Consider the following 22068-nt stretch of genomic DNA (forward strand, 5'->3'; position numbering starts at 1 on the left):
TGTCCCTGATGCGGCAACGGGCTGTGGACGCAGTGGAAATGATGGACTTGCCGGACTGTGATCCCACAAAACTGGAGCTCACGTACCGGCAGTTCGGACTGGTGAACCTGCTCTTCTCCGGCTGGCGGCGGCTGTATTGCCGCGAGCTTCGCCCTCTGCTCTCCCAGGAGTCTGCAACCACCCTCCTCGACATAGGATGCGGCGGAGGTGATCTGGCACGGCAGCTCGCCCTCTGGGCCGCCCGGGACAAACTGCTGCTCGACGTCACCGGCATTGACCCGGACGCCAGGGCATACAGCTACTCGTCAGGCCGCCCGCACCACGTCTCGGTCCGGTTCCGCCAGGCGGACAGCGCCGACCTGGTCCGCGAAGGCCGCCGGTTCGACGTCGTGATCTCTAACCACGTCATCCACCACCTCCTACCAGCGGACCTGGCTCAGCTCCTGACAGATTCGCAAGCCCTGGCGCGCCGGCTTTCCCTGCACAATGACCTGCGCCGGAACATCGCGGCCTATGCACTTTTCTCCCTAGCGGCACTCCCCTTCCGCGGCTCGTTCATCCGTTCGGACGGCCTGACCTCGATCAGGCGCAGCTACACCCCGCCAGAACTCACCGCAGCCGCTCCCCCGGGCTGGCAGGTGGCGCGCCACTCCCCTTTCCACCAAGTCCTCATGCGCCGCCCGGACCATCCCGATGGTTGACGTGGTGATCGTCGGCGGCGGACCCGTGGGTCTGTATCTCGCCGCCCTGCTGCTGCAGGAAGGCGTCGCGGTGCGGGTCCTTGAACAGCGGCTCCACCGGGAACCTCACTCGCGGGCCATCGGCATCCATCCGCCCGCCCTCGCGGCCCTGGACAGAGTAGGCGTGGCCAGCGCCATGGTCGGTTCCGGCGTGCAGATCCGCGGCGGCATTGCAGCCAGCGGCGGGAAGACCGTGGGGTCAATGTCTTTCGCTTCGGTCTCGGAGCACTTCCCGTTTGTCCTGTCCCTCCCCCAGTTCACAACGGAATCCCTGCTGGAGCAGCGTGTACACGAACTCGACGGCGCGGCGCTCGTCAGGGGCGCCAGGGTGACGGAACTAGCGGACGACGGCGGACGGGTCACCGTCCACGCTGAGGCCACCAAGGCGGGCGGTGCCGGCACCCGGATCACCTCACGCCTTTTGGTCGCCGCCGACGGCTCGCGGTCCCGGATGCGCAGCCTGCTGGGCATCCAGGCCACGTCCCGAATTTATCCCGACCACTATGTGATGGGTGATTTCGCAGGTTCCGGCGAAAACCTGCACGAAGCCGTCCTGTACCTCGAGGCCGAAGGGATAGTGGAATCCTTTCCGCTGCCGGGCGGTCTCCGCCGCTGGGTGGTGAGGATTCGCCGGCCCGCACCGGCACCGGACGCCGTCGAACTGGCGCGGATGGTTCACCAGCGGACGGGGATCCGGCCGGATCCGGCCACCAACACCATGCTCAGTACCTTCACCGCCCGGTCCACGGTGGCGTGTCGATTAGCCGCGGAACGGGCGGTCCTGATCGGTGATGCTGCCCACGAAATAAGCCCCATCGGCGGCCAAGGCATGAACCTTGGATGGCTGGACGCGGCCGAACTCGCGCCGATCATCTGTGATGCCCTGGCGGGGAAACGGGTTGACCAGCGCCTGCGCGCCTATTCCACCCGGCGTCGGAAGGCCGCCTCGGTGGCTCGAAGGCAGTCCGAAGTGAATATGACGCTGGGGCGCCCGCTGGCGCCGCCGTTCCTGGCGTTGAGGAACCGCGTAGTCACCGCGGTGTCGGGCATTCCGCCGGTCAACAGGCTGGTGGCCCGTCGGTTCACCATGCAGTGACCGCCGCGCCGGAGGGCACCGCCGGGTCAGGAGTTCACGAAGTAGCAGTCGTAACTGTCTTGGCTGATAATCAGGCCGTCCCGGACTTCAAAGACCGACGACGTTCGGGCGCGAATGGTCTCCCCGGCGTCCCAGTACCGCAGGTCCATCAGTGTCCTCGCCGACCAGTCGGCTTCCACAACCACGCGACCGCCTTCGCAGGTAGTGCGCCGGATCTCAAACTTCTGGTCCGCCACTACCTCGCCGCTTTGATCGACGCCGGCCATCGCCTGGCCCCGCGTGCGAGTGAAGCCTTCAGCCGCGAGCAGATGCGGCGCCTCGACCAGCACGAAGTCCGCAGCAAGGAAAGGTCCGATGGCCCCGCCGTCGCCGCCGGCTTCCAGGGTCCGGATAAAGTCCAGGACAAGTTCCAGTGCGTTGGGTTCGGACGCAATCAGTTCAGCCATGGGAATGACATTAGCCGACGCGTCCGCCGCTAGGCTTTTCCGCATGACCGCCATATCTCCGCCCACTTCATTCACTCCTGCGCACCTGAGGGAACGGGTACAGGAAATGCTGTCCGCAGGATCGCTGCCGCCCATCGTGCAGGCCGGGAATCCTGTACTCCGCCAGCGGGCCGCGGCCTTCGACGGCCAGATCAGCGCCGGCGAGCTGGACCAGTTGATTGCCCTCATGCGCGAAGTGATGCACGAGGCCCCTGGCGTGGGGCTGGCCGCCCCGCAACTCGGAATCCCGTTGCAGCTGGCAGTCCTTGAGGACCAGTACGACGTCGACCCGGAGGCCGCTGCAGTGCGGCAACGTACCCCGCTGGAATTCCTCACCATCATCAACCCGCGCTACACCGCCGTCGGAACGGAAGTGGCGGCGTTCTTTGAGGGGTGCCTCTCGCTGAGCGGCCTGCAGGCAGTGGTGGTACGCCCTGAACGGGTGCTGCTCCGGTTTGACACCGCCGCAGGTCTGGGGTCGGAACGGGAATTAAGTGGGTGGCAGGCGAGGATTGTGCAACACGAAACCGATCACCTCCATGGCACCCTGTACGTTGACCGCGCCGAGTTGAGGTCCTTGAGCTCCAACGCCGAGTACGCCGCCAACTGGGCCGAGCCGGGGATAGGAAAGGCCCGTGCCGGTTTGGGATTCCTGGCCGACAATCCCTGAAGCGCCCGCGCGTCACTCCGGCGGTGCGGCTGCCGGATTCGCACCGGTCGGGAGGAGCCTGGCCCACCATCGCAGGATGTGTTCGAATCTCTGCCGCCGGTGCCGCGGCCTGCCTGACCGGGAAAGTTCATGGTCCTCACCCGGGAACACCAGCAGCCGGGCTTCCACGCCCCGCCGCTTCAGGGCCGTGAAATACCGCTGGCCCTGTTCCAGCGGACACCTGAGATCGTTTTCGCTGTGGATGACCAGCGTCGGAGTCTGCACGTTGCCCACATGTTCGAGCGGGCTTTGGGCGGCGACCTCCACCGCTGAGCCGCCGAGATATTCCAGGCCGAAGTACCAGCCAATGTCGGCCGAGCCCTCGAAACTGACAGGGTCCAGGAATCCACGCTCCACAATGGCACCCTTGAACCTGTGGTGGTGCGCTATGGTCCAGGCGGTCAGATATCCGCCGTACGAGCCGCCCATGATGCCCAGCCGGCCCGCGTCCAGCGCCGGAAACTTGGCCAGGGCGCCGTCCAGGAACGCGAGGACATCCTCCATGTCGTCGGTGCCAAAGCGGCCCTTGATGGCCAGCCCGTGTTCCCTGCCATAGCCTGCAGAGCCGCGTGGATTGCACATCAGCACGGCGTACCCGGCAGCCGCGTAGACCTGGGCTTCGTCGAACAGGGCAACGGTGAACTGGGCAAACGGCCCGCCATGGATGTTCAACAAGACCGGGTGCGGACCCTTGCCCGCAGGCCTGACCAGCCAGCCATGGACGGAATAACCATCGGACGCCTCAAACGTCAGTTCCTGCGGAACCACAATGTCCGTCTGCGTCCGCAGAACGGCCGAAAAGTCTGTCAGCAGCCGCAACTGCCCGTCGTCGAGCACTGCAACGTCCCCGTGGGTGGATGGATCGCTGAATACTACAAGCAGCGAACCGCCCGCCCAGGCAGCCCCGGTCACCACCTTGTCACCGTGCACCAGCAGGGCATGCCCGCCCGTCGCCCCCAGCTCGAGGAGCTCAACGGAGCCCTGCGCATTGTTCAGGACCAGGGCCCGGTCCGGGCCGCGGAGCTCAATTCGTGCACCAGGGGCGGCAACGTCCATCAGTTCAGGGTCGGTCAGCGCAACCGGCACTCCGCCGTCGGCCGCGACGCAGTGCAGCACGGCGTTACGCGCCACGAAGTCCCGGCCCGAGTCGCCCAGGTCCGTGGCAATGTAGAACAGCCATTTGCCGTCCCGGGACTGCCGGACCTCCGTGACGCTTTGAGATGCGGCTACTCCCCGATCCACCGGGACGGGGTCCCCGCCCGAGACCGGCACCCTGTAGATCAAGGTGGCCAGGTCGTCGTCGTTCTCTGGCGGTGCCGCCACAAAGTAGACGGCTGATCCGTCTGCACTGAAAACCCCGGAGCTGGCGTCCGTGGCGAGCGATGTCAGCTGCCGGGCTGCCGGCATTGACGGAGCCGCCGGCAATGTCAGCGGCTCGCCGCCAAGTTCAGGGACGTCCACGATGAACAGCTGCTGTGGCTTGTCGCGCGTGTAGCCAACACCGTTCAGGCGGTACTGGTAGGAGGAGATCAGCCGTGGTTCCTCCGCCTCCGCGGTGACGGCTTCGCTGCTGCCGTACCGTCCGGCCTCGGGCTCGCGGGAGCTGAAGACTATCCGGTGCGAATCAGGAGACCAAGCGAAGGACTCCACTCCGAGCAGCCTGTCGGTTATGATTTGGGGTTCGCCGCCGCCGGCCTCCACGACGGCGAGCTGCGCTTTCGACGACGGTCCGCCCGTCCGGAGGAAGGCGAGGACCAGTCCATCAGGAGAGAAGGCAGCGTCGGTGTCACGAAAGCCCCTGGTAATTCGCCGCGGCAACTGCTCCTGGTTCAACGGAATGGTCCACAACTGGCCCACGTAGGAATCAGCATTGAAATCCGGCCTGGTTACCGACACAACAGCACGGCTGCCGTCCGGGTGAACGGCCGGCGCGGAGACGGAATTGAGCAGCGGGAGGTGTTCTGGCTTCACCCACGTGAGCCTAACGTGCGGCTTTCCCCCAGGCGAACACCCGGCCAGAACACCGGCCCGGGCGCCCGCACCGGCGCGCTCCCCGCCCTAAGATGGTCCGTATGCCATCAAGCCCTCGCCCTCCGCTTCGCTGCCCGTTGTGCGGCGCCGCACTGAATCCCCAGGGCGGGCCAGCTGACGCGGCCCGCATGGCACTGGTCTGCGGATCCGGGCACAGCTTCGACGCTGCGAAGCAGGGCTACTTCAACCTGCTGGTGGGCAGGGGGACAGTCTTTGAAGCCGACACCGCCGAGATGGTGGCGGCCCGCTTCGCTTTCCTCGACGGCGGGCATTACCGCCCCTTGGCAGACGCCGTCGCGGCCGCCGTCGTGCCCGGGATAACCCCCGGCGAACCATTCACTGTCCTCGATTCGGGCACGGGGACCGGCCACTATCTCAGGGTGGTGCTGGATGAGGTGCAGCGGACTACCGACAGTTGCACCGCCGTCGCACTCGACATCTCCAAGTTCGCGCTCCGGCGCGCCGCGCGCCTCAACCCCGAGGCCGTCAGCCTCGCCTGCGATGTGTGGCAGCCGCTTCCGGTGGCCGACGCAGCCGTCGACGCCATTACGGTGATCTTCGCCCCCCGCAATGCCGCCGAATTCGCCAGGGTCCTCCGCCCCGGCGGAAGACTGGTGGTGGTGACGCCGCGCGCCGGACATTTGGCCGCCGTCGCCGCCCAGGCAGGGATGCTGTCCATAGAGGACGACAAGGACGCACGGCTCGCAGAATCCCTCTCGCCGCACTTCGTCGCCGAGTCCACTCGGGACCTGGATGTGCGGATGATGCTAACGCCCAGCGAGCTGGCTGACCTTGCCTTCATGGGTCCGGCCGGGCACCACCTGGACCGCACGGCCATTGCGGCCAAAATCGGAAGCGGCGAGATGTCCACCGAGGTGGAGGCACGATTCCGGATCACAGTCTTCCGCCTGGCACCGTCCGCACCGTAACGACTTGGCCACGTTCAACCGCTGCCCTTCACGCAACCTGCCGTCCTGCATTCCGGCGGACTAGGATAAATAGACAACTACCGGAAGGTCAAGGGGGACGGAATGTTTGAATGGCTCGGCGAAAACTGGTGGGCCCTGTGGCTTACAGCCTTCCTCGCGTTCGCAGTGATCGAAATGATCACGCTTGACCTGTTCTTCATCATGCTCGGCGGCGGAACACTTGCCGCCCTCGTCGCAGATTTTGTCGGCGCTGACCTGTGGCTACAGATTGTGGTCTTCTGCGTCGTCTCACTGCTGATGATCGCCTTTGTCCGCCCGGTGGCACTAAGCCACCTGAAAAAGGGACCCGCCGACCAGCGCACAAACATAGACCGGCTCATTGGCGAGCAGGCCCTTGTTATGGAAGCAGTCAGCTCCACCGGCGGCCTCGTCAAGATCGGGGGCGATGTCTGGAGCGCCCGGTCATCCGGCGGCGTCCTGCCTGCCGGCCAGAAGGCAGTGGTCTCCGCCATCGACGGGGCCACGGCAGTTGTCTCCGCCCCGCCGGAGCAGGCCACTCAGTCCTAAGTACAGCCTAACAATTGGGGAATAGGAGACGTATGGATAACGCAGGAGGAGCCGCCTTGGCCATTGTGCTGGTGGTCCTGATCGTGTTCGTGATTATTGTTTTGGTCCGCTCAGTGCGGATCATCCCGCAGGCGAGGGCCGGAGTCGTTGAACGGCTCGGCAAATACCAGCGGACCCTCAACCCGGGACTGACCATCCTGATCCCGTTTGTGGACCGGCTCCTGCCGCTCCTGGACCTGAGGGAGCAGGTGGTGTCCTTTCCACCGCAGCCGGTCATCACCGAAGACAACCTGGTGGTGTCCATCGACACGGTGGTGTATTTCCAGGTCACTGACCCGCGCGCCGCCACCTATGAAATCGCCAATTACATCCAGGCCGTGGAGCAGCTGACCACCACCACCCTGCGTAACGTCGTGGGCGGCCTGAACCTGGAAGAGGCGCTCACATCGCGCGACCAGATCAACGGCCAGCTGCGCGGCGTCTTGGACGAGGCAACCGGCCGCTGGGGCATCCGCGTCTCGCGCGTGGAGCTCAAGGCCATTGACCCGCCCCACTCGATCCAGGACTCGATGGAGAAGCAGATGCGGGCCGAGCGCGATCGCCGCGCTGCGATCCTCACGGCCGAAGGCACCAAGCAGTCCGCCATCCTCACGGCCGAGGGCCAGCGGCAAGCATCGATCCTGGCGGCTGAGGGCGACGCCAAGGCGGCCATCCTCCGTGCGGACGGTGAGGCACAGGCCATCCAAAAGGTCTTTGACGCTATTCACAAGGGCAACCCCGACCAGAAGCTGTTGGCGTACCAGTACCTGCAGACGCTTCCGAAAATCGCGGAGGGATCATCGAACAAGCTGTGGATCATTCCCAGCGAAATTGGTGAGGCACTCAAGGGCATCGGCCAGGCACTTGGCGGCACCCATCCTGATCAGAGCGCGGGCGGCGGCGGGCTGTTCGACGAGGAACCCGCAAAACAGCCTGGGTCCTGACACGGATCTGCCGCATTCGGGCCGGGAGGGGATTCGCGCTTCGTCGCGGGTCCCCTCCCGTTTTGCGGCTAGGCCCCACGCCGGTATAATTGAGTGTTTGTCCGGTCGGACCAGATCCGCTGGAACAAGAATGCTTCGCAATGCGTTGAATCTTATGATGCAGCACAGTGCACACAGTAGTTCGGGGCGGTTATGCCGTTCCGGCTTGCGTGGAGTCCTGCTCCGCGAACCGACCAGAGGGAGAAAACATGAGCGATCGCAGCCTGCGGGGTATGCGTCTTGGCGCGCAGAGCATGGAGACCGAGTCCGGCGTTGAGCCGGCTCCGCGCCAGCGTGTCGAATACCGGTGCGAGGACGGCGAGCAGGTCTTCGTGACGTTCTCTTCAGAGGCTGAAATTCCTCCTGTGTGGGTTTCCAAGACCGGCAAGGAAGCGCTCCTCGTTGATGGCGAACGTCCGGACACCAGCAACGAAAAGGCTGTCCGTACCCACTGGGACATGCTCTTGGAGCGCCGTTCCCTTCCGGAACTGGAGCAGATCCTCGAAGACCGGCTGACCATCCTGCGCGAACGCCGTGGCGAACGCCGCACTGCCTGATCCACTGGCGGCCAGAGCCTGGCTGACTGAGGTTTTCTGAACCAATTGATAAGGGCCGGCCCGGCAACGTGATTACGTTACCGGGCCGGCCCTTGTCATAAGCGCTTACTTCCGCTGCCCTCGCGGCGGGTGTTAGCCCTGTGCCGGATCCTTCTTGCCCGTGAGCTTGTTCCAGCGTGCCTGCAGGCCCCACCTGGTGACGTTGACCATGGCCTCAACAACAATGTGGCCGCTCATCTTTGACGCTCCGAGCTCCCGCTCCACAAACGTAATGGGGCGTTCCTCGATCCGGAGGCCCAGCTTGGCTACACGCCATGCCAAGTCAACCTGGAAGCCGTAGCCCACTGAATCGACCAGGTCGAGGTTCAATTTTTCCAGAGTGGTCCGCCGGAATGCGCGGTAGCCGCCGGTGACGTCCTTGATCTTCAGGCCCAGCATCAGCCGGGCGTAGGTGCTGCCAACGCGTGAAATCGCCTGCCGGTAGAGCGGCCAGTTGACCACGCTGCCACCGGGAACCCAACGGGATCCCATGGCAAGGTCTGCCCCCTGTTCAACGGCTTCCAGCAACTGGGGAAGTTGTTCGGGCTGGTGCGAGCCGTCCGCATCCATTTCCACCAGGACGTCGTAGCCTGCCTCGAGTCCCCATTTGAACCCGGCGATGTAGGCGGCTCCCAGGCCTGCCTTGCCTTTGCGGTGCAGGACGTGGACCTGCGGATCCTCGGCGGCAAAGCCGTCCGCGAGCTGTCCGGTGCCGTCCGGGCTGTTGTCGTCCACCACCAGTACGTCCGAGGCCGGTACGGCTGCCCGGAGGCGTTGAAGAGTCTTGGGCAGCGATTCCAGCTCGTTGTAAGTAGGAATAATGGTGAGGACGCGCACAAAGGGCCTTCCTGGACGGGAGCGGTCGGGGCGGCTGAACTGCAGCGGAATAGCTGGCGGTCAGGCGCAACTACCTAGTATAGGGCGCTTTATAGGGGTGCTGGCCGATGTGTCCGGTCAGGATCGCAGTGCCGGACTGGAAAACAGCTCTGTGCCGTCCTTCACGGTCTGCAGGCACACCGGGTCCACGCCGGTGTCCAGTGCCGGGAGAAGGGGTGTGCGGGCGCGCGGATCCGTGCTCCAGGACTGGACACGTCCGTCAGCCACCTGGACCATCAGCTCCTCAACATCCCAGATGGCGAAACTGGCCGGTGCGCCCGGAACCAGTTGCCCGGCCATGGGGTTGTGGTATTTAGCCGCCCGCCACCCCGCGCGCGTGTGGCCCAGGAACGCTGCCCGGGCTGAGATCCGTTCAGCGTGGTTGTGGTGTTCCAGGCAGGCGCGCACGCTGGACCACGGCCGAAGCGGTGTCACCGGGCTGTCGCTGCCGAAGCAGATAGGAACACCGGCAGCGTAGAACGAGGCAAACGGGTTCATTGGCCGGCTCCGGCTTCCCAGGCGCTGCTCATACATGCCGCTTTCGTTCCCCCATGCAGCGTCGAAGCGTGGCTGGGCGCTGACGGTGACGGCGTATCGGGCCAGCTGTTGCACTGCGTTGGCGTCTGCGACTTCCACATGCTCGAAGCGGTGGCCGGCGGCACGGATCCGTTGCTCACCCACTTCGGCGGCCGCGAGTTCCAGCGCCTCCAGCGCGGCATCAAGTCCCGCGTCGCCGATGACGTGGAAGCCGCCCTGGATGCCCAGCAGTGAGCAGGCCGCCAGGTGGGCGCCGGCCTGCTCTGCCGAGAGATAGAGGCTCCCCCGCTCCCCTGCCGCGTCGCTGTAGCCGGACCTCAGCGCTGCTGTCCTGGAGCCGATGGAACCGTCAATGTTCAGATCACCTGCCAGGCCGCGCACAGATACGCCCAGTTCGTCCAGCAGCGCCCGGGCCTGCTCCTCCGAGGTGGCCAGCTCGCCCCAGTACGGCAGGATCTCCGGCACAGCCTCGCCGGCTGTGTTCCACGCGGCGGCAAGGCGAAGATCGGAGACTCCGCCGATATGCGGCGCGGCCATCTCCGCCAGTGCCACGTAACCGTTCTCGGCCGCCTCGGTCAGAGCGCACCGCTGATAGGCCAGCAGGCTGGCCTCCGGGAGCCGCCGCGCTTCCTGACGGGCCGCTGTGTGGGCGGCCCGCTTCACCTGTGACCCGGCGGTGTAGCCGTCGAGACCGCCAAGCCCGGCGGCGGCAGCCAGGGAGGACGAGACCAACGCCGAATGAGCATCCACCCTGGCCAGGAACACGGGCCTGCCCCCGGCCGCCTGCTCAAGTTCCTCGGCCGCCGGCAGGGCAGGGTCCTCCCACGTGGATTCATCCCAGCCGTGACCCAGCAACGGGCCGTCGCCTTTGGATGCAGCGACGGCGTCGAGCAACTGCCGGGCGGAACGGATCCCGCCCAGCTGGAGGGAACCCATCGCGATGCCGGTTTCCGTGAGGTGGACGTGGGAGTCAACAAACCCCGGCGCTACGAGGGCTCCATGGAGATCGATGATCTCCATGGAGCTGTCGGCAATGGAGGATGCCGCCTGCTCGGAGCCGACCCAGGCAACGGTGTCTCCGTCCACCAGCATGGCGGTGGCAAAGGGGTCCGCTGCCGTGTAGACCGAGCCGTTGCGGTACAGGACCACCTTCCCCTCGTGCGGCGCGGGCGTGGTGGAACGTTCAATGGTCATGCGAGTGAAGCTCCTGGGGCTAGGGGGAAGAAGGCAGGCTGCCGGTACATCAAAGTACGGAAGAGTAGGCCACGACGCCGCGGCGGATGAGCGATATTGCTTCTGCGCAAAGCCTGGCCAATCGCGGGTCCAGGCCAGGAATCTTGGCGAGCTGGTCCAGGAGGTCGATGACCTGCTTGACCCAGCGGACGAAGTCGCCTGCTGCCAGCTCAGTGCCGTTCAGGACTTCCTGGAGGTGGCGTCCCTTGGCCCATTTGTACATGGGCCAGACGAGACCCAGCTCCGGCTCGGCGGTGAGCGGAAGTTTGTTCGCCTCTTCCACGTCCTCCAGGGCCGACCATTCCCGGATCACCACATCCACGGACGATTCAAGCGAGACGCTGGGCATCCGGGGGCGGAGGCCCCTGTCCTCGCGTTTGGCCTGGTAGACCAGGACGCTGGCCAAGGCTGCTACTTCGACGGCGTCCAGGTCGTTAAGCGCGCCCAGCCGCAGGGACTGCGAAATCAGCAGGTCCTTCTCGCCATAGATCCGGCGGAGTCGCTGGCCGTCTGAGCTGATGGCCAAGCGCCCGTCAGCTCCCGCTTCCAGGTAGCCGTAGGCGGAAAGGACATCGCAGACACGATCGAAGGTCTTGGCAATGGTGTTGGTCCGGCCCTGGATCTGTCGGACCAGGGCATCCGTCTCCCGCCGCAGTTTCCACCACCGCTCAGACCAGCGCGCATGGTCTTCACGCTCACTGCAGCCGTGGCAGGGGTGGGCGCGGAGTGCCCTGCGAAGCTCCGTGATGCGTTTCTCCTGATGGGGCAACACGGATCCCAGGCCAAAGTCGGTGCTGCGGCCGGGTGCCGGCGGGCGGTTCTCCCGCAGCGCATTCCGGGCCGACGATGCGAGGTCGCGCCGGGACTTCGGGACTTTTGCGTTGAACGACTTCGGAATCCGGATCCGCGTCAGGGGCGTAATGGGGCCTTCAAGGTCCTCCGTGCCGATTCGCCTGAGCTGGTTATCGAGCGTCAGGATGGCGGGCCGTGGCTCCCTGCCGCTGTGGTCCGAGCTCAGCACAATCGCCGGCCCGGGCGCCCGCCCTCCCGGGACGTCCACCACGTCGCCGGGCATCAGCCGCGCCAGGGAGTCTTCATTCAGGGACTTGTGAGCCCGGGACTTGCTGCGCGAGGTGACATTCTCGGCGTCGGACAGTTCACGGCGCAACCGGGCATACTCGGTGAAGTCTCCGAGGTGGCAGGTCATGGATTTCGCGTATCCCGCGAGGGACTCTTCGCGGCTGCGCACCTGCTTCGCAAGACCAACAACGGACCGGTCCGCCTGGAACTGCGCGAAGGAGGATTCAAGGATTTCCCGCGCACGGGCGCGGCCAAACTGCGCCAACAGGTTGATGCTCATGTTGTACGTCGGCCGGAAGCTTGAGTTCAGCGGATACGTACGCCGCGAGGCGAGGCCGGCAACGGCAGCAGGATCCGTGCCGGGTTGCCAGAGGACAACGGCGTGGCCTTCGACGTCTATGCCACGGCGGCCGGCGCGGCCGGTCAGCTGCGTGTACTCCCCCGCGGTGATGTCCACATGGGCTTCGCCATTAAACTTGTCGAGCTTTTCCAGGACCACGGAGCGGGCGGGCATGTTGACGCCAAGGGCCAAGGTTTCGGTGGCGAACACAGCCTTGACCAAGCCCTCGACGAAAAGTTTCTCCACCACTTCCTTGAAGGTGGGAAGCATGCCGGCATGATGGGCCGCGAAACCACGCAGCAGGCCGTCCCGCCACGTCCAGAAGCCGAGGACGTCCAGGTCCTCCGACGGGATGTCCTGCCCGGCCTCGTCAACGCGCTGGGCAATGATCCGTTGCTCCTTCTCAGTGGTCAGCCAGAGTCCGGAAGAGACACACTGGGCAACGGCGGCATCGCAGCCGGCCCGGGAAAAGATAAACGTGATGGCGGGCAGCAGGTCCTGCCGGTCGAGGCTCGCGACCACCTGGGGCCGGCTGGCCTTCCTGACAGCGCCGGGCTGGGCTCCCTGTCTGGGGCGTTCCTCTGTCCGTTGCCGGTGCTGCCGGCGCTGGCTCCGTCCGCCGTGGCCGAAGCGTCCGGCGAAACTTTGCTGGCCTTCAGTGCGGGCCATCTTGAGCAGGTCCGGATTGACCTCGAACCCTTGGCGGTCGGCGTCATTGGTGGGTGCGGTGAGCCGCTCTTGGACCGGTATCGGAGCTCCGGTCTCCGCATCCGCGGGCGGCGCGATTTCGTCGAAGGTGGTTTCTCCGGCGAACAGGTCCACGATGTCCCGGCCCACCATGACGTGCTGCCACAGGGGAACCGGACGGTGCTCGGAGACGATGATGTCGGTGTCACCGCGCACGGTATCCAGCCAGGCGCCGAATTCTTCTGCGTTGGAAACTGTGGCGCTGAGCGAAGCTACCTGGACTTCACTGGGGAGGTGGATGATGACTTCCTCCCAGACGGCACCACGGAAGCGGTCCGCGAGGTAGTGGACTTCGTCCATGACCACAAAGCCGAGGTCATCCAGGGTGTCCGAGTCTGCGTAGAGCATGTTCCGGAGGACTTCCGTGGTCATGACCACCACGGGGGCGTCGCCATTGATGCTGGTGTCCCCGGTCAGTAGACCGACGTTTTCCGCCCCGTACTTTTCGGAAAGCTCCGTGAATTTCTGATTGCTCAGTGCCTTGATCGGGGTGGTGTAGAAGGCCTTAAGGTGTCGTTCCAAAGCGAGGTAGATGGCAAATTCGCCCACGATGGTCTTGCCGGCACCTGTGGGGGCAGCCACTAGCACTCCTTTGCCCTCCTGGAGGGAGCGGCAGGCGAGACGCTGGAATTCGTCAAGTTCGAAATCAAGCGTGCGGAGGAACCCGCCGAGGTAGGTGCCCGCTTCGGCCGTGCGTTCCGCGCTGGCCCGGTAGCTTTCAGAGGGCGAGAGTGGCCCGGAAATAGAGGACATGCGTCAAGCCTAGTGCGCCGAGCGCTACAGGTTCTTCAGTTCGCTGCCGGGCGTCGCGATGTCGGCCGTCGCGTCCGTCTCAGCAGCCTGTTTCGCCACGCGCTTGTCACGGCGCTTGTCGTTGAAGATGCAGAGCCCGATCGCCGCGAAGAACAGAATCAACAGCGGCGCAGCAAGCAGGAACATGGACAACGCGTCCGTGCCTGGGGCGGCCAGCGCTGCCAGGACAAAGACCAGGAAGACGATAATCCGCCACGCTTTAAGGATGGTCCGGCCCCTGACCACACCAGCCATGTTGATGCCGACCAGGATCACGGGGACCAGGAAAGAGATCCCGAGGATAAGCAACATCTGGGTAGCGAATGTCAGGTAGTCGGTGGCCGAGATGTTGTTGGCGCCGGTGGCGGGCGTGAACTGCAGTAGCGCCCTGACCACGGTGGGGAATACGAGCCAGGCTACAAACACGCCGGCCAGGAACAGGGGCACAGCGGCTGCCATAAAGCCCAGCGTGTAGCCGCGTTCCTTCTTGGTCAGCCCCGGCGTGATAAAAGCCCACACCTGATAGATCCAGACAGGGCTGGAGATAACCAGCCCTATCTGGATGGCAATCTGAATCTTGAAGGCAAAAGGATCTGCGATGGTCGCAAAGTTCAGGACTGCGGTGCGCCCCGTATCCCGGGCAATGGAAATCAGCGGGTCCGACAGGTTGACGACAACGGGGTCGTAAAGGAACCAGCCACCCACGCCGGCAAGCAGCACAGCAATTGCCGATTTGATCAGCCGGTTCTTGAGCTCCTTGAGGTGGTCCCAAAGAGCCATCCGCCCCTCAGGGTTGGACTTACGGCCCCGCGTCAGTGCCACTTCGGGTTAAGCGCGGGTCGACGGCGGAACGTCAGTGCCGTCCGTCGGCTCACCGGGCTTCGCGGGCGGGTGGTTTACGATCTTGCCTTCCACCGGGCCGGAGGCCGTGTCGGCGGAGTCGGTCTTGCCGTCGTTCTTCATCTCCTTGACCTCGGACTTGATGATCCGCATGGACTGGCCAAGGCTGCGCGCCATGGCAGGGAGTTTGGGCGCGGCGAAAAGCAGCAGCGCAACGACGATGATAATGACAATTGGCCAAGGGCCTTCAAAGAGTCTTCCCACGGGAAATCCTTTCCTCTTACAACATCCTACGTCTAACTGAGATTGAGATCGCGAAGTGACTGGGGCTGGCCCCGGTCGTGCCTCCGCTGGACCCGCCTCTGGCGGCGGTCCTCCCGGCGGGATGACTTGGATGCGTCGTAATCATGACGCATCTGCGCCGGTGAGGCAAAAACAGCCGTACCGGGCTGAGACGATCCTGGCGGCTGTAAGCCGTCATCGACGATGGCCGCTGCCGGTGCCAAGTGTGCCACTTTGGCTCCGGCGGCGCCTAGGTCCTTCATGACCGTCATGAACTGGCGGTACAGCCGGATGCCCAGGAGGACATAAAAGAGCAGGGAGAGCGCAATAAGCGCAATCCAGATCAGAATCCAGGACCACCAAGGCATGCTGACGAGTCTAGCCGCCGTACCGGGCCAGGGCCGCCTCGATCCAGTCCAACGCTGCCGCCCCAAGCTCGGACGGTTCGAGGATCCGGGCGGCCCCGCCGTGCTGGGCCACGAACATAGGCAGCCAGGCCGTGCTGCCGAACCGGATCTCGGCTACGAGGCCGCCATCGGGAAGAGGTGCCACTCGTTCGGCGTAGTAGTCGTCCGCCAAGCCGGCGCCCTGCCTGGTGAGCTGCACGAGGACCGTGGTGTCGTCGTCGTTGGGTGTGAACAGCTTGGCCGGGAAGCCTTCCCCGGCCCGGGCCTGCCTAGATGCGGGATTTCCGTTCGGGTGGACCTCCTGCACCCTGTCCAGCCTGAAGTTCCGAAGCCCTTGAGCCGAATGGCAGTAAGCCTCGAAGTACCAGGTGTTGTCCAGGGAATACAGGCGGAGCGGGTCCACGTCGCGTTCTGAAACCTGGTCGCGCTGGGCGGAAAAGTACACGAGCCGCAGTTGCGACCGCTCCTGGATGGCATCGCGGACAACGTCAAGGACGGCCGAATCCGCGGGTCCCACCTCCGGACCGGCAAGAGAACCGGCCCGCAGCCCTTCTTCGCCGGCCGCTGCCATCAGCTTGAGGGTCACAGACTCCAAAGCGCCACCCTCGGCAAGTTCGGGAAGCCCATTGAGCGTCTCAAGCCCGGTCAGCAGCGCACACGCCTCGTCCACAGTGAACCGGACCGGCCTCTTGAGATCCAGGTCCTGGGTGATGTAAACGTGGCCCTCTTCCCAATGGATGTCCAGGAGGTCGTCAGGGTATCCCTCGGGAAGTCCGGAGCAGATGAGGATCCGCAGGTCGCTTTCCAGCTCCCCTGGCGTCACACCAAAGCGGGCCGCGACGTCCTGGATGTGGAGGCCCTGGTTATGGACCAGGAACGGAACCAGCTGCAGCATGCGCTTGAGCTGGTCCTCAGAGGTGCGTTTGCGGACGGGGCGGCCCCGCGGTGCGTCCGCAAACAGATAGGCAGGGCTGGGAGCGGCGCAGAAAGCGGCCGCGTTGCGCAGCCGGTGCCGCACGGCTGCCGCCAGCTCTTCGGGAGCATGAGCCACAGCGTCCGGGCCGTAGGACGCAAGCTCCTCGGCCAGCACCTCAGCGTCCCTGAAGTTGACCTGCAGCCGTTCGTAGCCGGCGTCGGGCGTTCCCGCACTCCCGGCGGGAACCGGCGTGGTGCGCTGGCGGAGGCCAAGGACGCGGCGTTCCCGGACGTCCACGACGGCGGTCCGGAGCGGGAGTTCCGGAAGCCGGTCCAGTTCTGCGCGGACATTGAAGTTTGGCGGCGCCGAATACGTTTCCTTCTCCAACACCGTGACGGGGCCCGTGAACCGGGAAAGCCTGAAGTGGCGCGGTGCCTTGCGCGAGCGGTCGTAGCCGGTCAGATACCACTGGCCAAAGCGGCTGCCGAGGCCCCACGGCTCCACCGTCCGTTGTACTTCCTTGCCGGTGGTGCCCGCCAGGTAGGGGAAGCTGACGGGGTGTTGGGCGTGCATGGCTGCCACAACATCATCAAAGGCCTGGCCGGCCGGCCGGATCCGCGGCTGCACACCGACGGGAAGTTCGACGTCGGACAGGGTACCGGAGGCCTGGAGCTTGCGGAGGGCGTTGGCGGCGGCGGTTCCCAGGGCGGCACGCTCCCAGAGCTGGGACGCCAGCAGGAGGACGGTCCACTCCCCCGGGCTGAGCTGCACATCGGGCAGGCGGTTCGATTCCTTGCCGATGCGGTAGCGGGTGGTGGCCGGGTCATCTTCGCTCCAGCCGTGGTCGGTCACGGTTTCCACATCGAACCCGAACTGACGGAGGTCATTCTTGTCCCGCTCAAACATCCTGCCGAAGGCCACGTCGTTGCCGGACGTGTCGTGGTAGACCTTCGCCCGCAACTCGGCGCGGCGCAAGCCGTATTTGGTGTTCAGCAGGGCGATCAGGAGGTTCAGCAGGCGTTCAGTACGGGAGACGGACACGTTGGCTACGTTACTAAACTCCTCCGCGGAAAGCCGAAAGCGCGGCAACAACAGGAAAACAGAACCTGATTGTTACCGCGCCTTCCGGCCCTAAAGTGCTTCGGTCAGCGGACGCCCAGGAGGTCCACCACGAAGATCAGCGCTTCGTTGGGGCCGATGGCTCCGCCGGCGCCGCGGGAGCCGTATGCCAGTTCGGAAGGAATCTCCAGACGACGGCGGCCGCCCACCTTCATGCCCAGCAGGCCCTGGTCCCAGCCCTGGATGACCTGGCCCACGCCCACGCGGAAGTCCAGCGGGGCGCCGCGGCCCCAGGAAGCGTCGAACTCTTCGCCGGTGGACCAGGCCACCCCGACGTAGTGGGTGGAGACGGTGTCGCCCTTTTTGGCCTCGGCACCGTCACCCTCGATGAGGTCGGTGATGACCAGTTCGGCGGGGACATCGCCTTGCGGGAAGTCAATTTCCGGCTTCTGGCGGTCGAGATCGCGCTGACCAAATGACATGGTTGCTCCTCTTGTTTATTGGGTGGGTGATGTGTTGGAAGTTATTTGACGCCGAGGATGTCCACAACGAAGACAAGGTCACCCTTGGCTTCGCCCTGGCCGGCATCACCGTACGCGAGGTCCTTGGGAACAACCAGGAGGACCCGGGAGCCCACCGTTTTGCCCGCCAGTCCCTGGGTCCAGCCCGGAATGACGCCGGTCAACGGGAAGCTGGCCGGCTCGCCGCGGTCAAAGCTTGAATCGAATTTGGTGCCGCCCGCGAGGTTCACGCCCACATAGTTGACGGTCAACGTGTCGGTTTCCTTAACCTCCGCGCCCTTGCCCTTGATCAGGTCCTGGGCCACCAGGGCGGTCGGTGCCGGGGCGCCGTCGATGGAGATCTCAGGGATTCCCTGGTCATTTTCCTTCACGGTCGGCAGGCCGGCCGGCGGGGTGACCGTCTCGCCTTCAGGCTTTTCGAGGGGCTGCTCGACGTCCTTGGTGGAGAGCACCTTGATCAGGAGAAGCTGCGTGGGCTGGGCGGCGGCGCCTTCAGCGGTTGCGGCCTGGCCCGGGATGGCTAGGGCAAGGCTTGAGCCGATCTTGGAGCCAACAAACGCGCTATAGATGACCGGGCTCTGGGTCTTCAGTTTCTCGTTCAGCTCCAGCGCTTCGGGCTCGCCGGGGAAGGTGTCCTCCAGCGTGGATCCGTCCGCACCGCTGAGCGCGAGGATGGAGATATTTGCGATCTGGTTGTCTTTGACCCGGTCCCCGTCACCTTCGGTGACCACCTTGATGGTGGGTTCGGTGACCTCGAGGGGCTTGGAGAACTCGACACCGGGACCCTTCTTGTCCCCGTTGTCCGTCAGTTTCAGGGAGTCGAACTTGGCAGTGTCACCGGCAGACTGGCTGGTGGGTTCCGGTGCTGCGGGCGAACCGCCACAAGCGGTAAGCAGCAGCAGGCCGGGGATCAGGATTGCTAGGAGTCGGCGCACGTAAGAGAACTTTCGTCGGGGCAGGGTGGACGCGGTACCGGAATCAGGCGCTCGGCACCGCTTCAAGGCCAAGGAACGGCCCCATCAAGGATAGCCCGTGAACCTGAACGTCAGCCCATAGAGCCCAGAAGGGCATCCACCCGCTCATCGACGCTCCGGAAGGGATCCTTGCACAGGATGGTCTGGTGGGCGCGGTCGTTCAGTTTCAGGTGCACCCAGTCAACCGTGTAGTCCCTGCCCAGTTCCTGGGCGCGCCGGACGAAATCGCCCCTCAGCTTGGCCCGGGTGGATTGCGGCGGCACGTCCACGGCGTCTTTGATCACGGTGTCGTCCACAACCCGCCGAACCGCACCCCTGGACTGCAGGATGTAGTAAAGCCCGCGGCTCCGCGAAATGTCATGGTACGTAAGATCCAGCTGGGCAATCCTGGGTGCGTCCAGCCCCAAGCCGTGTCGCTGTCGGTAGTTGTCCATCAGTTTTTTCTTGATGGCCCAGTCGATTTCCGTGTCGATGGTGCTGGTGTCACCGCTTTCGATCGCGTTCAGGGTCCGTTGCCAAAGATCAAGGATGAACGGAACATGGGCATTGTGGGCCCCATGCTCCTGGACAAAGGCCGTGACCTTGGTGAGGTACTCCTGCTGGATCTCCAGGGCTGTGAGCTGGCGGCCGTTGGCCAGACGAACCAGAGCCCTTCCACTGAGGTCGTGGGAAATCTCGCGTATGCTGCGGATGGGATTTTCCATCCTCATGTCGCGCATGATCACCCCCGCCTCGATCATGCGCAGGATAAGGTCCACGGTTCCGACCTTGAGCAAGGCCGTGGTTTCGGACATGTTGGAGTCGCCCACAATGACATGGAGCCGGCGGAAGAACTCGGCGTCGGCGTGCGGTTCATCGCGGGTGTTGATAATGGGCCGTGAGCGGGTGGTGGCGGAGGAAACGCCCTCCCAGATGTGGTCTGCCCGCTGGGAAAACGCATACGTGGCCCCGTGCGGAGTCTTCAGGATCTTTCCTGCGCCGGCGATCAACTGGCGGGTCACCAGGAAGGGGATCAGGATCTCCGCGAGCCGGGAGAATTCGCCGCGGCGCGGGATGAGGTAGTTTTCATGGCTGCCGTAGGAGTTGCCGGCCGAATCGGTGTTGTTCTTGAACAGGTAGACAGTGCCGTTGAATCCCTCCGCCGCCAGCCTTGCCTGTGCTTCATCAACGAGGTCGTCCAGGATCAGCTCGCCAGCGCGGTCGTGCGCAATGAGCTGGGCCAGGTCATCGCATTCGGCCGTGGCGTACTCAGGGTGTGAGCCGACGTCGAGGTACAGCCGGGAACCGTTGGTCAGGAACACGTTGGATGACCGTCCCCAGCTGACCACCTTGCGAAACAGGTAGCGGGCCACCTCTTCCGGGGCCAACGGCCTCGAATCAGGGCTTGAATACGAGATTCCGAACTCGGTCTCGATACCGAAGATTCTCTTGTCCATCTCAGTCCTCCTCAGCAAGCAGCGCAGTGATATCAACATCGTTGAGCCGCCGGAAGGCCCTGCGGAAACCCCGGGAGGTCTCCGACTGCCTGTCCAGGACGGCAACCTCCACGGCCTTGGCAGGAAGGGTTCCTCCCGCTTCCCCCTGGTCAGCGGCCTGGTCAGGGCCGCTGGACAGGCCGCTGGTAGCCAGGCGGACAGCGCCGGCAAACCGCAGCGACGGTCGCCAGCCCTCGGCGATGACCGCAGACACACGCTCCGCCTGGCCGCCCATCACAATGAAGCCGTGCTCGTCAGCGATGGACCCGTCGAATGTGAGCCGGTAGAGGTGGTCCAGTTCCGGCGTGGGGCCAACTTCGGCGACCGCCAGTTCCACTTCAAAGGGTTTCTGTTCGGCGGTGAAAACGGCGCCAAGGCTTTGCGCATAGACGCTGGCGAGCCCCCGCGCTGTGACATCCTCGCGGTCGTAAGAGTAACCACGGACATCTGCGTAGCGCACCCCGGCCTGGCGCAGGCTCTCGAATTCGTTGTACTTGCCGACGGCAGCAAAGGCGATTTTGTCATAGATCTCACCGATCTTGTGCAGTGAGGGGGAAGGGTTTTCAGCTACCAGGGCGATGCCGTCCTGGCAGCTGATGACCACCACGGACCTGCCGCGGGCGATGCCTTTCCGTGCGAAGTCCGCACGGTCCTTCATCAGTTGTTCAGGCGAGACATAAAACTGCTGCGTCATCTCAGGCCTCCCGCCGCTCAGCGGACCGGGCTTCGATAATCCTGCCCGCCACAGCGGCGAGCTCGGATTCTGGGATACGCCGTGCGCCATCCCTGTTCACGGTGTACACCACCGGCCACAATTGGCGGACGGGATCCGGACCACCCGTGGCGGAGTCGTCGTCGGCCGCGTCGTAAAGGGATTCGACCGCCACGGAGACTGCCTCGGCTTCGGCCAGGTTGGGCCGCCAGAGCTTCTTCAGCGCGCCGCGGGCAAACACGGACCCGGAGCCGACAGTGTGGTGCTCGCGTTCCTCGTACCTGCCGCCGGTGACGTCGTAGGAGAAGAGCCGGCCCACGCCAGCAGTCGTATCGAAGCCGGCAAACAGCGGCACGACAGCGAGTCCCTGCAGGGCCATCGGCAGGTTCCCGCGGATCATGGCCCCCAGCCGGTTGGCTTTGCCGTCGAGGCTCAGCAGGGTGCCCTCGATCTTTTCGTAGTGCTCCAGCTCCACCTGGAAGAGCCGCGTCAGGTCAATGGCGATGCCGGCGGTGCCCGCGATCCCGAGCACCGAATACCTGTCGGCCGGGAACACCTTTTCGATGTGCCGGCTGGCAATGACGTTGCCCATGGTGGCCCGCCGGTCACCGGCCATCAGGACGCCGCCACCATAACTCATCGCCACGATCGTCGTGGCATGGGGAACCTGCAATGGAGCTGCCGCCGCTGCAGTAGGCATGGCACGGTTGTACGGAAGCAGGTCCGGTCGGTCGCGCTGCAAATGCTCGGTGAATGAGGATGTCGCGTTGCCGGCTACCTGGTTGGCGGTTGTTTCCTGCACTGATGCACTCCTTGTACGTGGTCCTTCAACGTCGGTACAGATTCCGGCCGGCCGCGGCTTCCGCCACCCATCCGGATCCGGTTACTGGCCGCCCTTTTGGACGAAGGCGCGCACGAACTCCTCGGCATTGGACTCCAGGACGCCGTCGATTTCATCAAGAAGGTCGTCGACGCCTTGGGTGGCAGCCGATGCCTGGGCCTCCGGGGCCGCCGGCGGTGCCTCCGGGATCTCGTCCTCGACCTGGCTGTCGTGTGATTGTGGCTTCTGTTGCTCCTGGCCTGCCATGGTGATCTCTCCTCT

Annotated in this window: 22 protein-coding genes; 7 read left to right on the top strand and 15 right to left on the bottom strand. The window is 64.7% G+C overall.

All coding sequences use genetic code 11. The features are described 5' to 3' along the window. Positions 1 to 8: 8 nt before the first annotated feature. A complete protein-coding gene (locus tag ACQCSW_RS10830) occupies positions 9 to 701 on the top strand; it encodes a class I SAM-dependent methyltransferase (protein ID WP_426985785.1) in 693 nt (230 codons plus the stop codon). Continuing rightward, a complete protein-coding gene (locus ACQCSW_RS10835; RefSeq protein ID WP_426985787.1) occupies positions 694 to 1836 on the top strand; it encodes an FAD-dependent oxidoreductase in 1143 nt (380 codons plus the stop codon). Before ACQCSW_RS10830 ends, ACQCSW_RS10835 begins: the two co-directional genes overlap by 8 nt. 26 nt (positions 1837 to 1862) lie before the next feature. Here the strand turns inward: ACQCSW_RS10835 and ACQCSW_RS10840 are convergent, their stop codons facing one another. Next, positions 1863 to 2282 carry a nuclear transport factor 2 family protein gene (locus ACQCSW_RS10840; protein ID WP_426985789.1) on the bottom strand — a complete coding sequence of 140 codons (420 nt, stop codon included), beginning with the start codon at positions 2280 to 2282 and terminating at the stop codon, positions 1863 to 1865. A gap of 43 nt (positions 2283 to 2325) precedes the next feature. On the opposite strand from ACQCSW_RS10840, the gene ACQCSW_RS10845 reads away from it, so the two are divergent. Next, a complete protein-coding gene (locus ACQCSW_RS10845) occupies positions 2326 to 2991 on the top strand; it encodes a peptide deformylase (protein WP_426985791.1) in 666 nt (221 codons plus the stop codon). A 12-nt stretch (positions 2992 to 3003) separates the two neighbouring features. On the opposite strand, the gene ACQCSW_RS10850 is transcribed toward ACQCSW_RS10845, so the two are convergent. After that, the gene (locus ACQCSW_RS10850; protein WP_426985793.1) at positions 3004 to 5001 is read right to left on the bottom strand and encodes a S9 family peptidase; all 1998 of its coding nucleotides are present in this window, start codon (positions 4999 to 5001) and stop codon (positions 3004 to 3006) included. Between the two features lie 101 nt (positions 5002 to 5102). On the opposite strand from ACQCSW_RS10850, the gene ACQCSW_RS10855 reads away from it, so the two are divergent. From ACQCSW_RS10855 to ACQCSW_RS10870, 4 genes are all read left to right on the top strand, one after another. Continuing rightward, a complete protein-coding gene (locus ACQCSW_RS10855; protein ID WP_426985795.1) occupies positions 5103 to 5990 on the top strand; it encodes a methyltransferase domain-containing protein in 888 nt (295 codons plus the stop codon). A gap of 102 nt (positions 5991 to 6092) precedes the next feature. Continuing rightward, entirely contained in the window at positions 6093 to 6557 is a 465-nt protein-coding gene (locus ACQCSW_RS10860; protein ID WP_426985797.1) for an NfeD family protein, read from the top strand. A 32-nt stretch (positions 6558 to 6589) separates the two neighbouring features. Next, positions 6590 to 7540 (top strand): SPFH domain-containing protein, encoded by a 951-nt coding sequence (locus ACQCSW_RS10865; RefSeq protein ID WP_426985799.1) that lies wholly within the window; start codon positions 6590 to 6592, stop codon positions 7538 to 7540. Positions 7541 to 7788: 248 nt separating this feature from the next. Continuing rightward, a complete protein-coding gene (locus tag ACQCSW_RS10870) occupies positions 7789 to 8136 on the top strand; it encodes an RNA polymerase-binding protein RbpA (RefSeq protein WP_056627246.1) in 348 nt (115 codons plus the stop codon). Positions 8137 to 8268: 132 nt separating this feature from the next. Here the strand turns inward: ACQCSW_RS10870 and ACQCSW_RS10875 are convergent, their stop codons facing one another. The 13 genes from ACQCSW_RS10875 to ACQCSW_RS10935 form a co-directional block, all read right to left on the bottom strand. Next, the gene (locus ACQCSW_RS10875; RefSeq protein WP_426985802.1) at positions 8269 to 9012 is read right to left on the bottom strand and encodes a polyprenol monophosphomannose synthase; all 744 of its coding nucleotides are present in this window, start codon (positions 9010 to 9012) and stop codon (positions 8269 to 8271) included. A 117-nt stretch (positions 9013 to 9129) separates the two neighbouring features. Further along, positions 9130 to 10782 carry an amidohydrolase gene (locus ACQCSW_RS10880; RefSeq protein WP_426985804.1) on the bottom strand — a complete coding sequence of 551 codons (1653 nt, stop codon included), beginning with the start codon at positions 10780 to 10782 and terminating at the stop codon, positions 9130 to 9132. Between the two features lie 49 nt (positions 10783 to 10831). Continuing rightward, the gene (locus ACQCSW_RS10885; RefSeq protein WP_426985806.1) at positions 10832 to 13741 is read right to left on the bottom strand and encodes a DEAD/DEAH box helicase; all 2910 of its coding nucleotides are present in this window, start codon (positions 13739 to 13741) and stop codon (positions 10832 to 10834) included. 24 nt (positions 13742 to 13765) lie between these two features. Further along, complete coding sequence (tatC, locus tag ACQCSW_RS10890; protein WP_426985808.1) at positions 13766 to 14560, bottom strand: twin-arginine translocase subunit TatC; 795 nt, start codon at positions 14558 to 14560, stop codon at positions 13766 to 13768. A gap of 48 nt (positions 14561 to 14608) precedes the next feature. After that, entirely contained in the window at positions 14609 to 14884 is a 276-nt protein-coding gene (gene tatA / locus ACQCSW_RS10895; RefSeq protein WP_426985810.1) for a Sec-independent protein translocase subunit TatA, read from the bottom strand. Positions 14885 to 14916: 32 nt separating this feature from the next. After that, positions 14917 to 15270 (bottom strand): hypothetical protein, encoded by a 354-nt coding sequence (locus ACQCSW_RS10900; RefSeq protein WP_426985812.1) that lies wholly within the window; start codon positions 15268 to 15270, stop codon positions 14917 to 14919. 10 nt (positions 15271 to 15280) lie between these two features. Further along, positions 15281 to 17266, bottom strand: coding sequence for a helix-turn-helix transcriptional regulator (locus tag ACQCSW_RS10905; RefSeq protein WP_426985814.1), 1986 nt, complete (start codon positions 17264 to 17266; stop codon positions 15281 to 15283). Positions 17267 to 17370: 104 nt separating this feature from the next. Beyond that, positions 17371 to 17766, bottom strand: a complete 396-nt coding sequence (locus ACQCSW_RS10910; protein ID WP_426985816.1) for an FKBP-type peptidyl-prolyl cis-trans isomerase — start codon at positions 17764 to 17766, stop codon at positions 17371 to 17373. A 41-nt stretch (positions 17767 to 17807) separates the two neighbouring features. After that, positions 17808 to 18740: an FKBP-type peptidyl-prolyl cis-trans isomerase gene (locus ACQCSW_RS10915; protein WP_426985818.1), complete on the bottom strand. Its 933-nt coding sequence runs from the start codon at positions 18738 to 18740 to the stop codon at positions 17808 to 17810. A gap of 110 nt (positions 18741 to 18850) precedes the next feature. Further along, entirely contained in the window at positions 18851 to 20215 is a 1365-nt protein-coding gene (gene pafA / locus ACQCSW_RS10920) for a Pup--protein ligase (protein WP_426985820.1), read from the bottom strand. Position 20216: 1 nt separating this feature from the next. Further along, positions 20217 to 20948, bottom strand: coding sequence for a proteasome subunit alpha (gene prcA, locus ACQCSW_RS10925; RefSeq protein ID WP_111907599.1), 732 nt, complete (start codon positions 20946 to 20948; stop codon positions 20217 to 20219). Position 20949: 1 nt separating this feature from the next. Next, positions 20950 to 21768 carry a proteasome subunit beta gene (gene prcB / locus ACQCSW_RS10930; protein ID WP_426985823.1) on the bottom strand — a complete coding sequence of 273 codons (819 nt, stop codon included), beginning with the start codon at positions 21766 to 21768 and terminating at the stop codon, positions 20950 to 20952. A gap of 81 nt (positions 21769 to 21849) precedes the next feature. Beyond that, on the bottom strand, positions 21850 to 22053 hold the full coding sequence (locus ACQCSW_RS10935) for a ubiquitin-like protein Pup (RefSeq protein ID WP_056339984.1): 204 nt from the start codon (positions 22051 to 22053) through the stop codon (positions 21850 to 21852). Between the last annotated feature and the right edge of the window lie 15 nt (positions 22054 to 22068).

This window comes from Pseudarthrobacter sp. Y6 (assembly GCF_050156205.1).
Lineage (GTDB): Bacteria > Actinomycetota > Actinomycetes > Actinomycetales > Micrococcaceae > Arthrobacter.